The sequence below is a fragment of the Streptomyces sp. NPDC013457 genome (genome assembly GCF_043089925.1).
In the GTDB taxonomy this organism is placed as follows: Bacteria; Actinomycetota; Actinomycetes; order Streptomycetales; family Streptomycetaceae; genus Streptomyces.
Genome location: NZ_JBICBL010000002.1, coordinates 284,062 through 297,683 on the forward strand (window position 1 = coordinate 284,062; position 13,622 = coordinate 297,683).

Below are 13,622 nucleotides of genomic sequence, written 5' to 3' on the forward strand. Positions count from 1 at the left end.
TTCTTCCCGCACCGAGGTCAACCGGTGTGACGGAAGGAGCCCGGCGCTCGTGTCCTGAAGGTGGCGAGGAGTCGCCACGCCCCATCCGGTTCGTGGAGCTGGTGCAGAGCTCTGGGGAACGCCAGTTCATCGTCGTCGGGGTCGAGCTGGTCACGCAGCGCCCGCCAGGTGGCCTCATAGTCCGCACACGCCTGTCGGACGGCGGCCTGCATCACGAAGTTGGGCGATGTTCCGCTGTGTTTGACCGCTCTGATCCACTGGTCGCTTCGGCCGATGGGTGACAGCCCGTTGGCTGTCCCGCCGAGCGCTTGACCCAGAACCGCCATCCGCTCCTCGATGACCCCCTCGAATCCGGTGATGCTCTCCTTCGCCGAGCTGATCTCGAACCACGTCGCGTCGTCCAGGAGGTCGTCCAGCTCGGGCAGTTTGGACGGAAGGCCGTACTTGGCCAGTAGCGTGGAGTCGGCGATCTCGCGGACGGTCTGAAGGAGCTTCTCCCGGTCGCGCCAGTCCCGGCCCTGATTGGCGGCCACTCGGTGGACGCACTGCCAGACCCATTTCTCGGTGATGAACCACTGGGCGATCACGTGTGCCTCGGCCGGCAGGACCTTCCCGCGCAGGCGCCACGTGTGTTCCATGACATGTGCTGTGCCGCCCAGCAGTTGCTGGTCGTATGCCTTCATCTCGGCCTTCACTGGACGCTGGGGCCGATCGCGGTCGGGGGCGTCATGGGGGTAGATCTCGCGTTCGAAGCGTATGAATCGCGGGTTGGGGCGCAGCCATTCGAGATCCGGATCCTCGATGAGCAGCCAGGAACGCATGATGGGGTGAAAGCTGGTCAGGTCCGCTCTGGCGGCGGCCTCCAGTTCCTCCACGGACCGCACGGCGAGTTCGTCCAGTTCCTGCTTGCTCTCATGGCCGTTGCTCTCATGGCCGCCCATCGCCACGGCGTATATGCATGCCGTGTTGTACCTGTCCTGCCAGGGCCGAGGGGGCCACAGCTGCCAGCTGCTGAGCCGCGCCGCCGTCCGCCGCCAGACCCACCATCCTCGCGCCTGCTCCACTCGCTTCCTGAGGTCCTCCTCCTTCATGGGCCAGACAAGGTCGTTGCGCAGACCCGGCACCACGCCGTTCTTGGTCTGCCTCTCGGCCCATGCCAGACGCAGCGGTGCCCACACGTCCCGATTGAGCCGGAGCGAAGTCCAGGTGAGTCCTCTGGACCGCCGTCTGCTGGAGTTCCTGAAGAAGCGGAGGAGGGGGTAGTCGGCAGCGAGTTGGTACATCTCCTCCTCGCAGGCAAGCTGAAATATGAGGCTGACGTTCGCCTTGTCGAGGCCCTCTTCCCCGAGCTGCTCCTCGAGCCACGCTCGTGCCGTCTTCTCGTCGCAGATGGGATCGTCCGCACCGGGCGGCGTGAGGTGGACGACCGTCCGCCAGTACCTCTCGACGAGCGCCGGGGTCAGCGACTTGCGAATCTCCCATCGGGTGTGTGCGCGCCGCGGGGCTTTGCGGTAGTCAGCGGGATCCACCTTCGACCTGCACCACTGGTGAGCAGTGCGTTCGGACATGCCGAGGACGACCGCATAGCGGAACCGCGCTTCGAGCAGGCCGTTGCGCCACCACCCGTAACGCTTGCAGAAGGACCGACGCGGGTTCCAGGGTCCCCTTCTCAGGCGGGCGTTCCGCTCCTCCCTGCTCTGCCCGTCCAGGAGGATCGCTCCGTGGTACGTCTCGAGGGCATCGAGGTGCAGCCACAGCTTCTCCTGTGTCCCCGCGATCTGTGTGCGCAGGTGAACGTTGGTGGGATCGAGCCGTAGTGCCGTGTAGTAGCGGTCGAGGGCATCGTCGAACTTCCGGTCCTGGCTGAGTTCCCTCGCCTCCTGATAGGCGGCGAACAGCTCGGGTTGGAGGTTCCGTCCGCGCCATTCCTGCCAGGGTGCCCGTCGGCTCGCCTGTGTGACCGGTACCAGTGCTGCCATCACCCAGTACCCGCTGGCCCGGACCGCCTCCTCCCAGGTCGGTCGCCACATCGTCTCGGTCCGACTGCCCCTCGTCGCATAGGAGGTGACGGTGACGGTGACGCCGAACACCGGTTCCTCGTCCCGGACGCGCAGCACCCCGCGCACCTTGTAGGCGACCTTCGGCCGTAGGCGACTGAACAGACGCAGGATGCTCGTTCCCAGCTTCTTCGGCTCGAGGTCAATGTCGCCGAGCAGATCGAGGAAGCTCTCGGCCGGCGATTCCGCGGGGAGTGCGGACGGGGGATACAGGTTCGTCTCCGACAGCTGCTTGCGCAGCTGGGCGGTGAGACCTTCGAGGCTGGGCTCGTGGTCCGCGGTCGCGGAGACGAGCCGCTGCACGTCCACCGGCCCGGGCTTGTACGCGTTCCGCTGGAGCATCCAACGGCGCAGGGCCGCGAAGCAGAGAAACAGGAGGAGGACGCACAACAGACGGAGGTTCAGGCCGGCTCCCTCCGAGCCCCCCGTCACGATCCGCGACGCGCCTTCGAAGAAGCGCATGAACCACTCGGAGGCGTATTGGAAGAAGGTTGGCCAGCTCTCCTTGGCCTCCCAGGCCGGGGTCACCCAGCCGACACCGCTGACAGCGGCGATGAGGAGAACGACGGAGAGGACCGCCACCACCCCAGCACGCATCACGTGAGGTACCGGAAGTGACGACGAATCGATCGGAGAGTGCCGCTCAGAACGAGAGGACATGTCGACCTCTGGTGGTTCTAGTCGTCACTCACCAGTCTTCTACGCTTTCCGGCGAGAGCAAGTCGGCGGCACACGGATGCCCGAGGAGCGTCCGGACCCGCCGGGTACGGAGCTCCTCGGGCATCTGGTGGAGGGGAACGTGCCTAGAACCTCGAGTGCAGCAGCTTGTTCGGGGAGCCCGAGAGCGGGTTCTGGACCTTGCCGCTCGTGGCGTTGTCCACCAGCGCGGTGCTCACCTGGGCCGGGGAGGCCGTCGGGTTCGCCGCGAGGTAGAGCGCGGCCACGCCCGCCGTGTGCGGGGTCGCCATCGACGTGCCCGAGATGGTGTTCGTCGCCGTGTCGCTGTCCTTCCACGCCGAGGTGATGGAGACGCCCGGAGCGAAGAGGTCCACGCACGTGCCGTAGTTGGAGAAGGACGCCCGCTTGTCGGCGGAGTCCGTCGCGCCGACCGTGATCGCCTCGGGGACGCGGGCGGGGGAGTAGTTGCACGCTCGGGCCGGCAGTCCGAGGAGGTTGCCGTTGCCCGCGGCGACCGCGTACGTGACGCCGGAGGCGATCGAGCGCTTCACCGCGTCGTCCAGGGAGGTGTTCGCGCCCCCGCCCAGGCTCATGTTGGCGACCGCGGGCTTGACCGCGTTGGCCGTGACCCAGTCGACGCCCGCGATGACGCCGGCGGTCGTACCGGAGCCGTTGCAGTCCAGGACGCGTACGGCCACCAGCTTCGCGCCCTTGGCGACGCCGTACTTCGCGCCGCCGACCGTGCCCGCGACGTGCGTGCCGTGGCCCTGGCAGTCCTGCCCGTTCTGGCCGCCGCCGACGGTGTCCGTGCCCACCCTCGCCCGGCCGCCGAACTCGCTGTGCGAGGTGCGGATGCCGGTGTCGATGATGTACGCGGTCACGTTCGAGGCCTGCGTGCCGTACGTGTACGTGGTCGACAGCGGCAGGTCACGCTGGTCGATCCGGTCGAGACCCCACGTCGCGCCGGGCTGCGTCTCGGCCATGTGTACGGTCGCGTTCTGCTCCACGTACGCCACGCGCGGGTCGGAGGCCAGGGCCGCGGCCCTGGCCTGGGACATCGTGGTCGAGAAGCCCTTCAGCACCGAGCGGTACTCGTGCTTCGGGGTCACACCCAGGTCGGCGGCGCGGGTCGAGCCGTCCTTGAGGACGACGATCCAGCTGTCGTCGACGGCGAGCGAGGCCGGGGCGAGGCGGAGGTCGCCGACGGTCGCGCTCTGCGCCGTGGGGGAGGCGGCGAACTGCAGGCCGGCGGCAAGGGCGAGAACGGGGACGATCGCCAGGGCGCGGCGGGGTATTCGGGTCATGTGGTGGGGCACCTGAACCTTTCGTTGACCGGGTTACCGGCAAGTACGGGTGTTCGTGGTGCGCCACAGAGTCTCGTGTTGTCATGGGTCCTACAAGGGCACGTCGGCTCCCCTCACCGGTCCTTCACCTCGAACTCCCAGGTCAGCATCGCGAACCCGCCCTCGTCCCCGGCCCCCGCCGACCGGTACGTCCGGAACGCGGCCTCGTTGTCCGGATCCACGCCCACCCACACGTCGTAACAGCCGCGCTCCCGGGCCTCGGCCACCAGCGCCTCCGTCAGCGCCCGCCCCACACCCCGCCGCCGGTACCCCTCGTCCACCGACAGCTCGTAGAGACACATCTCCACCCCCTTGTCCGGGTGGAGCATCTCGATCCCGGACACCAGACCCACGGGGAAACCGTCCTCCGCGTACGCGATCAGCATCAGATGGCCCCCGGCGGCGAGGAACGCCTCCGCCCACGACTCCCTCGGCGGGCCGTCGTAGAGATGCCCCGCCGCGAGCAGCTCGGCCACCGTCGTCGCCCGCCTGATCTCCATGTACGACCCCTCGCCTCGCACCGCGCGTACCGCGCCTGGTGTACGGGACGGTACGGCGTACGACTCCAGGAGGCCGCCGATTTCCGCCCGTGGACAGCCGAGCCGCACGCGCGGGCCGCCTAGGCTCGACACCATGCCACTCCGACTTCCCCGGTGGGCCGCGGTCACCGCCGCCCTCGCCGTGCTCGCGGGCGCCGGTACCTGGACCGCCGTCGCCTCCGACGAACCGCCGCCCGTGCACCGCGCGGACCAGGTGCTCGCCATGCCCGGGGCGCGGATCGACACCTCGTACTTCACCTCGGGACCCGCCGCCGACCGCAGGCCGGCCGTCCTGCTCGGCCACGGCTTCGGCGGTTCCAAGGACGACGTCCGCGCCCAGGCCGAGAAGCTCGCCCGCGACGGCTACGCCGTCCTGACCTGGTCGGCGCGCGGCTTCGGCGCCTCGACGGGAGAGATCGGACTCAACGACCCCGACCACGAGGTCGAGGACGTCCGGCGGCTCGTCGACTGGCTCGCCGCGCGCCCCGAGGTCCAGCTCGACAAGGCCGGTGACCCGCGCGTCGGCGTCACCGGCGCCTCCTACGGCGGCGCGGTCTCCCTGCTCGCAGCCGGCCACGACACCCGCGTCGACGCGATCGCCCCCCAGATCACGTACTGGAACCTCGCCGACGCGCTCTTCCCGGACGGCGTCTTCAAGAAGCTCTGGGCCGGCATCTTCTTCTCCACGGGCGCCGAGACGGGCGCCCCGGGCGCCCCGGCCGGAGCAGGCAGCGGAGCAGGCAGCGGAGCCGACCGCGGCGCCGATCCGTCCGCCACGACCGGCAAGGCCGGGTGCGGGCGGTTCACCGCAGAGCTGTGCGCCATGCACGAGAGCGTGGCCGTCTCCGGGAAGCCCGACGCCGCCGCCCGGGCACTCCTCGAAGCCCGCAGCCCCTCCGCCGTCGGCGACCGGATCAAGGTCCCGGCGCTCATCGTCCAGGGGCAGAGCGACTCCCTCTTCCCGCTGACGCACGCCGACGCCATGGCCAGGACGATCGCCGCCAACGGCGCGCCCGTCGCCGTCGACTGGATCGCGGGCGGCCACGACGGCGGCGACCGCGAGACGGACCGGGTCGAGGCCCGGATCGGCGCCTGGTTCGACCGCCACCTCAAGCAGGACAAGGGCGCCGACACCGGACCCGCGTTCCGCGTCAGCCGTACCGGCGGGGTCGACTCCACCGACGGCCGGGCGCAGCTCCGCGGGGCGAGCGCCGACCGCTACCCGGGGCTCACGGACGACCCGCTCTCCGTTCCGCTCGACGCCTCCAAGCCGCAGACGTTCGCCAACCCCGCCGGAGCCAGCCCGCCCGCCATCTCGGCCCTCCCCGGCATCGGCGGCGGGCTCTCCCGGCTCTCCTCCCTCGGCGTCGGCCTCTCGCTCGACTTCCCCGGCCAGTACGCGCGGTTCGACGCCAAGCCGCAGACCGTGCCGGTACGGATCACCGGCACGCCGACCGTCCGCGTCAAGGTCACCTCGGACAGCCCGGACGGCTCGGCCGTCCTCTTCGCCAAGGTCTACGACGTGGGGCCGGACGGCCGGCAGCAGGTGCTGCCCGCGCAGCTCGTCGCCCCCGTCCGGGTCGAAGGCGCCGCGAAGGGCCGGAGCGTCGCGCTGACGCTCCCCGCGATCGACCACGAGATCGAGGCGGGCCACCGGCTGCGGCTCGTGCTCTCCTCCACCGACCTCGGCTACGCCTCCCCGGCGACACCGGCCGGCTACACCGTCGCCGTCGAGTCCCCGCTGACCGTGCCGACGGCGCCCGCCGTGGACACCCAGGCCGCCGCACTGCCCTGGTGGGTGTGGGGGCTGCCGCTCGCCGGCGCCCTGATCGCCGCCGGGCTGCTGCTGACGTCCCGGCGCCGGACCGCGGCCCCCGCCCCCGACCCCGGACTCGCCGCCGTACCGCTGCAGATCACGGGCCTGACGAAGAAGTACGCCAAGTCCTCGGACCGGTACGCCGTCCGGGACCTCTCCTTCCGCGTGGAACAGGGACAGGTCCTCGGGCTCCTCGGGCCCAACGGAGCGGGAAAGACCACCACCCTGCGCATGCTCATGGGCCTGATCACCCCCGACGACGGGGAGATCCGGGTCTTCGGGCAGGCCATCCGCCCCGGCGCACCGGTCCTGTCCCGGGTCGGCGCCTTCGTGGAGGGCGCCGGCTTCCTGCCGCACCTCTCCGGGCGGGAGAACCTGGAGCTGTACTGGAAGGCCACCGGCCGCCCCGCTGAGGACGCCCACATCGAGGAGGCCCTGGAGATCGCCGGCCTCGGCGACGCCCTGGCCCGTGCCGTCCGGACGTACTCGCAGGGCATGCGGCAGCGGCTCGCGATCGCCCAGGCCATGCTCGGCCTGCCGGACCTGCTGATCCTCGACGAGCCGACCAACGGCCTCGACCCGCCACAGATCCGCGAGATGCGGGACGTGATGATCCGGTACGCGGCGCAGGGCCGGACCGTCATCGTCTCCAGCCACCTCCTCTCGGAGGTCGAGCAGTCCTGCACCCACCTCGTGGTGATGGACCGCGGGCAGCTCGTGCAGGCCGGGCCGGTCGGCGAGATCACCGGCGCCGGGGACACCCTGCTCGTCACGCTCGGGGACACCGTCCCCGACCCGCTCGTCGACAAGATCGGCGCGCTGCCCGGGATCGGTTCGGCCGCGCGGACCGAGGGCGGGCTCCTGGTCCGTCTCGACGGTGCCGACGCGACCACCCTGATCGGCGAACTCGTCCGCCTGGACGTGCCCCTGACCGGTGTGGGACCGCACCGGCGCCTCGAGGACGCGTTCCTGACCCTGATCGGAGGTGGCTCCGCATGAGCACCAGTACGAGGACGAGCGCAGGCACCGGTACCCGCGACGGAGGACCGGCGGAACTCGTGGAGACCGCCGCAGGCTATCGGGCACGGCGCACCCTGCCGCTGCGCGTCGAAGCCGTACGGCAGCTGAAGCGGCGCCGCACCCTGGTCATGGGGGCGGTGCTCGCCGCACTGCCCTTCATCCTGATCATCGCCTTCGCGATCGGCGGGGAGCAGGACGGCGACGGCGGCAACGGCCGCGTCACGCTGATGGACACGGCGACGGCGTCGGCGGCGAACTTCGCCGCGACCTGCCTCTTCGTCTCGGCAGGCTTCCTCCTCGTGGTGGCGGTGGCCCTGTTCTGCGGGGACACCGTCGCCTCCGAGGCGAGCTGGTCCTCGCTGCGCTATCTGCTGGCCGCACCGGTGCCCCGGGCCCGGCTGCTGTGGTCCAAGCTGGCCGTGGCGCTCGGCTTCAGCGCGGCGGCGATGGTCCTGCTGCCCGCGGTCGCGCTCGTCGCGGGCACGTTCGCCTACGGCTGGGGACCGCTGAAGCTCCCCACCGGCGGCGCTCTGCCCGCCGCCGAGACCCTGCCCCGGCTCGGTCTGGCCGTCGCGTTCATCCTCGTCTCCCAACTGGTCACCGCCGGGCTCGCCTTCTGGCTCTCCACGAAGACGGACGCGCCGCTGGGCGCCGTCGGAGGCGCGGTCGGCCTGACGATCATCGGCAACGTGCTGGACGCCGTCACGGCGCTCGGCTCCTGGCGTGACTACGTGCCCGCGCACTGGCAGTACGCGTGGGTGGACGCGCTCCAGCCGCAGTTGGAGTGGGGCGGGATGCTGAAGGGCACGGCCATCTCGGTGACGTACGCCCTGATCCTCTTCGCCCTCGCCTTCCGGGGCTTCGCGCGCAAGGACATCGTGTCGTAGGCCCACGAGGGGGCGTAGGCGCAGGGGAGGGCGTACGCCCACGGGAGGTGGTAGGCCCACGGGAGGCCGGCGGCGCGCACCCGGTCACAGCCACCCCCTTCGAGCCGCTTCCGCACCCGCGCGGAAGCGGCTCGTCGTGCCCAGGGCGTTCATCAGCTCGCCGACGCGCCGGCTGTACGTGCGGCCGGACATGCCGAGGCGGGCGGCGGCCGTCTCGTCCGTGAGCCCGGCGAGGAGCGCTTCGAGGACCGGACGGAGCTGGGGAGACAGCTGGCCGCGCCCCCCGTCCGCTGCCCGGGTCAGCTCCTCGCCCGCGTCCCAGCTGGTGTGGTGGGCGCGGACCAGGGCCTGCACGACGACCGGGTCGCGGATCAGCAGCACCCCGTTGTACAGCAGTTCCAGATCGAGCGGGACCGCCGCGACCGTGCGGTCCACGACGATCATCTTGAAGGGGATTGTGTCCGTCAGCCGGGCGCTGCCCGGCCGCCGGACCGCCCCCGCCACATGGGGCAGGGCGTGGCGCGGCACGATCCGTCTGACCTCCGGGGCGCGCTCCGCCGCGGCCCGCATGCACGCTCCCGCCAACTCCAGGAACGGCTCGGGGATCGCACGGCCCACGGACGCGGCCGGGTCGTCGAAGGTGAGCAGTTCGTGCCGCGTCGAGGCGGCAAGCCCGGCCAGCGCCGCGCTGATCCGTCTCGTGCCACGGACGGGGCGGCCCGGAGGCCGCTGTGCCTCGGGCACCGCTCTGCTGATCGCCGATCGCGCGAGCATCACGGAGCCCGCAGTCTCTGCCACCGCTGACCACCCCCGCCCCATCGGTGTGCCACTCCATGTACGCACGCGACTGCACACGGTGACAACCCCTGTTGAGAAGACTGGCGAGTCCATGCCACGCGCGTCCGGCACGGTCTCCGTTGCCGCATCGAGATCCATCCGCAACTCCTTCGTCTGCTCCCGCACGGCCTCTCGGACGTCACATTCACAAGTGACGGACACTGAGGGGGAGATGACGTGAACCGACGACACCGCGTGCGGCTGGCGGCCGGGATCCTGGCCGCAGGACTGGTCCTGACGGGCTGTGGGGGCGGCGAGAACCACGACCGGACGTCTAGCCGGGAGGGCGGCGGCAACCACGCGCCGGACGCGCCCGGGTTCGAGGCGCCCCGGCCGGACGCCGGCCGCGAGGACGCCCCCGAGGGCGAGCAGAAGTCCGCCCGCCCGTCCGCCGACTACCTCTCCACCTTCGCCCTGGACGTGGACACCGCCTCGTACGGGTACGCCCGCCGCACGCTCGCCGAGGGCCGGCTGCCCACCCCCACGTCCGTACGGCCGGAGGAGTTCGTCAACAGCTTCCGCCCGGACTATCCCCGGCCCGAGGGCGACGGGTTCAGCGTGACCGTCGACGGGGCCCGGACCGACGACGAGGGCTGGTCGCTCGTCCGGGTCGGGCTCGCCACCGCGGCCGCGCAGCGGCAGGGCGAACGGCCGCCCGCCGCCCTCACCTTCGTCGTCGACATCTCCGGTTCGATGGCCGAGCCCGGCCGCCTCGACCTGGTCAAGCAGTCCCTCGGCATCCTCACCGACGAGCTCCGCGACGACGACTCCGTCGCCGTGGTCACCTTCAGCGACGAGGCCGAGACCCGGCTCCCCATGACCCGGGTCAAGGGGCAGCGCGAGCGCATCCACGGCATCGTCGACGCGCTGGCGACCACCTCCTCGACGAACGTGGAGGCGGGGGTGCGGACCGGGTACGACGTCGCCGTCGAGGGCCACCGCGAGGGCGCCACCAACCGGGTCGTCCTGCTCTCCGACGCCCTCGCCAACACCGGTGACACCGAGGCGCAGTCGATCCTGAACCGGATCGACGAGGAGCGCCGGGAGTACGGCATCACCCTCTTCGGGGTCGGTGTCGGCAGCGAGTACGGCGACGCGTTCATGGAGCAGCTCGCCGACAAGGGCGACGGGAACACCACGTACGTCTCCACGCGCGAGCAGGCCCGGAAGGTCTTCGTGGACCAGCTGCCCACCAACGTCGAGCTGCGTGCCCGCGACGCCAAGGCGCAGGTCGCCTTCGACCCGGAGACCGTCGAGCGGTTCCGGCTCATCGGCTACGAGAACCGGGACGTCGCCGACGAGGACTTCCGCGACGACCGGGTCGACGGCGGCGAGGTCGGCGCGGGCCACACCGTCACCGCGCTGTACGCGGTGAAGACCCGGCCCGGCCGCACCGGGCGGCTGGCCACCGCCACGGTCCGCTGGCTCGACCCGAAGAGCCGCGCGCCCCACGAGAACTCCGGGAGCGTCGGCACGAGCGCGCTCACCGGCTCGCTCTGGGGGCCGGGCCACGACAGCCTGCAACTGAGCGCCGTGGCCGCCTACTTCGCCGACCGGCTGAGGGGCGGCGAACTGCCGGGCGCGCCCGCGCTCTCGGTGCTCGCCGAGCGCTCGGGGGCGATCGCCGACCGGTCGGGCTCGAAGGTGGTGAGGGAGCTGACCGACGCGATCCGACAGGCGGAGAGGCTGCTCGGCCGGGAGGCCGGCGGGGAATCGGGTGATCCGTACAGCGGCTGATCCAGAAGCCCTGCGCGAGGGCGGGTATCCGGCCATGATGGCCCCATGGCCACCACGTTGCTCGCCCTCGCCGTCGCCTCCACCGGCCTCTACGCCGGGTTCATGCTGATCTTCCAGACCGGGATCATGCCCGCGCTGGCGCGGCTCGACGACGCCACGTTCGTCGACGCGATGCGGCGGATCAACGAGTACGTGCCCAAGGCGGTGTTCCTGCTCGTGTTCCTGGGTGTCGCCGCCTTCCCGCTGGCCGCGTTCCTCGTGGCGGTCGAGGGCCGGTCCGACACCCAGCGGTGGCTGATCCTGGCCGGCCTCGTCTGCGCGTCCCTGAACCACCTGGTCACGATCGCGGGCAACATCCCCCTCAACAACGCGCTGGCCGCCTCGGAGCGCACGGGCGAGCCCGCGTCCGCGGTCCGGGGGGCCTTCGAGAAGCGCTGGAACAGCTTCCACCTGGTCCGCACGGTGCTGATCCTCGCCGCGTTCGGGCTGCTGATCGCGGCCACCCTCAACTGACCCGGCCGGATCCTCCCCGGGCAGGCCGTGGCCGGTCCCGCCGCGCGGCGCGCATAGCCTGGCGGGCATGAAACTCCGCGGAGAGCTGCCGGTCGTCGGTGTCGTGGCCGCCGGTGGGGCCGTCGGGGCGACGGCCCGTTACGGCGCGTCGCTCGCGTGGCCCACCCCGGCCGGCGCGTTCCCCTGGACCACCTTCGGCGTCAACGTGGCCGGCTGCGCCGCGATCGGCGTCGTGATGGTCCTGCTCACCGAGGCCGCCACCACGCCCCATCCGCTCCTGCGGCCCTTCCTCGGGACGGGGATCCTCGGCGGATTCACCACCTTCTCCACCTACGCCCTCGACGCCCAGCAGCTGTTGAGCCGGGGGGACGCCGGCCGTGGTGTGGCGTACCTGGGGGCCACGGTGGTCATGGCGCTGGCCGCCGTGTGGGCCGCGACCGCGGTGACCCGTGGCGCTCTGGCGCGGAGGCTCCGGTGAACTGGCTGCTCGTCGTCGCGGGCGCGGTCGTCGGCGCGCCCCTGCGGTACCTGACCGACCGGGCGGTGCGGGCGCGTCACGACTCCGCCTTCCCGTGGGGCACGTTCGCGGTCAACGTGGTCGGCTCCTTCGTCCTCGGTCTGCTCACCGGGGTCTCCTCGGCCCACGCCCGGCTGCTCCTCGCCACGGGCCTGTGCGGGGCCCTGACGACGTACTCCACGTTCTCGTACGAGACGTCGAGGCTGTACGAGAGCGGGGCGAAGGGGTATGCGGCGGCGAACGTGGCGGGGAGCCTGGCGGCCGGGCTCGGAGCCGTATGGCTGGGAGTGGAGGCCGCAGGGGCCTGGTGAGGAGCCGCACTCCGGTGGCAAGGTGCTCCCACGACGACCTCCGAGGGGCGGTACCCGCACATGAGCTGGGCGGACTTCCAGTACGAGATCTATCTGAACGGGCTGACCGGAGCGGTGCCCCGGCTCCCCACGGATCTGACGCGCCTGGAGGAGCTGGCCGCCGCCCGGCTCGGCCCCGGCCCGGTCGGCTACGTCGCCGGCAGCGCGGGCGACGGCTCGACGGCGCGGGCCAACCGGGCGGCGCTCGAACGCCACCGGATCGTCCCGCGCATGCTCCGTGACGTGCGCGAACGGGACCTGTCCGTGGAACTGTTCGGCCGCACGCTGCCCGCCCCCGTCGCTCTGGCGCCGGTCGGCGTCCTGTCGATCCTGCATCCCGACGCCGAGGCCGCCGCGGCCCGCGCGGCGGCGGCGCGCGGGGTCCCGTACATCCTCTCCTCCGCCTCCAGCACGCCGATGGAGCAGGTCGCGGAGGCGATGGGGGAGGGGGAGCGGTGGTTCCAGCTGTACTGGCCGAAGGACGTCGAGGTCGCCCGTTCCTTCCTGAGCAGGGCCCGGGCGGCGGGCTACACGGCGCTCGTGGTCACCCTCGACACCCCGTTGCTCTCCTGGCGGCCGCGCGATCTCGACCAGGCGTACCTGCCGTTCCTGCACGGGGTCGGGACCGCCAACTACTTCTCCGACCCGGCGTTCCGGGCGGGTCTGGCCAAGCCGGTCGAGGAGGACCCGAACGCGGCCGTCATGCACTTCGTGTCGATGTTCGCTGACCCCGGCAAGACCTGGCCGGACCTGGCGTTCCTGCGTGAGAACTGGGACGGCCCGATCGTCCTGAAGGGCGTCCTGCACCCCGACGACGCGCGCGCCGCGGCCGACGCGGGCATGGACGGCGTCGTCGTCTCCAACCACGGAGGCCGCCAGGTCGCCGGTGCGATCGCCGCCGCCGACGCCCTGCCCGCCGTGGCGGACGCCGTCGCCGACCGGCTGACGGTCCTCTTCGACAGCGGCGTGCGCACGGGCGCCGACATCGCCAAGGCGCTGGCGCTGGGCGCCTCCGGAGTCCTCGTCGGCCGTCCCTACGCGTACGGTCTCGCCCTCGACGGCGGTCCGGGCGTGGACCATGTGATCCGCTGTCTGCTGGCCGAACTCGACCTCACCCTGGCTCTGTCGGGCCACGCGACCCCCCGCACCCTGACACGGGCCGACCTGTCGGAGGCCGACCCGCGCGGCCTGTGAGCCGCGCGGTGCCGCCTGCTCACCGCTGACCACTTCTGTTCGCCGAGTGCTTCCTCGGCGTCAAGATTTATCTTCCCTAAAAAAGAAGTGGTCATTATTATCTTATGGTCGCAGGACGTGAACCATGGAGGGGG

11 protein-coding genes are annotated in these 13,622 nt (G+C 71.6%); 7 read left to right on the top strand and 4 right to left on the bottom strand.

Annotated features, from left to right (window positions below; all coding sequences use genetic code 11):
* Nucleotides 1-17 precede the first annotated feature (17 nt).
* From ACF1G2_RS06865 to ACF1G2_RS06875, 3 genes are all read right to left on the bottom strand, one after another.
* A complete protein-coding gene (locus ACF1G2_RS06865; protein WP_391797244.1) occupies nucleotides 18-2,360 on the bottom strand; it encodes a hypothetical protein in 2,343 nt (780 codons plus the stop codon).
* A gap of 500 nt (nucleotides 2,361-2,860) precedes the next feature.
* Nucleotides 2,861-4,039: a S8 family peptidase gene (locus tag ACF1G2_RS06870; protein WP_391797245.1), complete on the bottom strand. Its 1,179-nt coding sequence runs from the start codon at nucleotides 4,037-4,039 to the stop codon at nucleotides 2,861-2,863.
* Nucleotides 4,040-4,152: 113 nt separating this feature from the next.
* Entirely contained in the window at nucleotides 4,153-4,578 is a 426-nt protein-coding gene (locus tag ACF1G2_RS06875; protein WP_391797246.1) for a GNAT family N-acetyltransferase, read from the bottom strand.
* 133 nt (nucleotides 4,579-4,711) lie between these two features.
* On the opposite strand from ACF1G2_RS06875, the gene ACF1G2_RS06880 reads away from it, so the two are divergent.
* Nucleotides 4,712-7,432 (top strand): alpha/beta fold hydrolase, encoded by a 2,721-nt coding sequence (locus ACF1G2_RS06880; protein WP_391797247.1) that lies wholly within the window; start codon nucleotides 4,712-4,714, stop codon nucleotides 7,430-7,432.
* A complete protein-coding gene (locus ACF1G2_RS06885; RefSeq protein ID WP_391797248.1) occupies nucleotides 7,429-8,340 on the top strand; it encodes an ABC transporter permease in 912 nt (303 codons plus the stop codon). The genes ACF1G2_RS06880 and ACF1G2_RS06885 overlap by 4 nt, the downstream gene beginning before the upstream one ends.
* 84 nt (nucleotides 8,341-8,424) lie before the next feature.
* Here ACF1G2_RS06885 and ACF1G2_RS06890 read toward each other — a convergent pair whose 3' ends face one another.
* A complete protein-coding gene (locus tag ACF1G2_RS06890; protein WP_391797249.1) occupies nucleotides 8,425-9,138 on the bottom strand; it encodes a DNA-binding response regulator in 714 nt (237 codons plus the stop codon).
* Between the two features lie 216 nt (nucleotides 9,139-9,354).
* Here ACF1G2_RS06890 and ACF1G2_RS06895 point away from each other — a divergent pair, with 216 nt between their 5' ends.
* The 5 genes from ACF1G2_RS06895 (at nucleotide 9,355) to ACF1G2_RS06915 (ending at nucleotide 13,488) form a co-directional block, all read left to right on the top strand.
* A complete protein-coding gene (locus tag ACF1G2_RS06895; protein ID WP_391797250.1) occupies nucleotides 9,355-10,914 on the top strand; it encodes a von Willebrand factor type A domain-containing protein in 1,560 nt (519 codons plus the stop codon).
* Between the two features lie 45 nt (nucleotides 10,915-10,959).
* A complete protein-coding gene (locus tag ACF1G2_RS06900) occupies nucleotides 10,960-11,427 on the top strand; it encodes a DUF1772 domain-containing protein (RefSeq protein WP_391797251.1) in 468 nt (155 codons plus the stop codon).
* A gap of 67 nt (nucleotides 11,428-11,494) precedes the next feature.
* Nucleotides 11,495-11,905: a CrcB family protein gene (locus tag ACF1G2_RS06905; protein ID WP_391797252.1), complete on the top strand. Its 411-nt coding sequence runs from the start codon at nucleotides 11,495-11,497 to the stop codon at nucleotides 11,903-11,905.
* A complete protein-coding gene (gene crcB / locus ACF1G2_RS06910) occupies nucleotides 11,902-12,255 on the top strand; it encodes a fluoride efflux transporter CrcB (protein ID WP_391797253.1) in 354 nt (117 codons plus the stop codon). The genes ACF1G2_RS06905 and crcB overlap by 4 nt, the downstream gene beginning before the upstream one ends.
* 60 nt (nucleotides 12,256-12,315) lie before the next feature.
* Complete coding sequence (locus ACF1G2_RS06915) at nucleotides 12,316-13,488, top strand: lactate 2-monooxygenase (RefSeq protein ID WP_391797254.1); 1,173 nt, start codon at nucleotides 12,316-12,318, stop codon at nucleotides 13,486-13,488.
* Nucleotides 13,489-13,622: the final 134 nt, after the last annotated feature.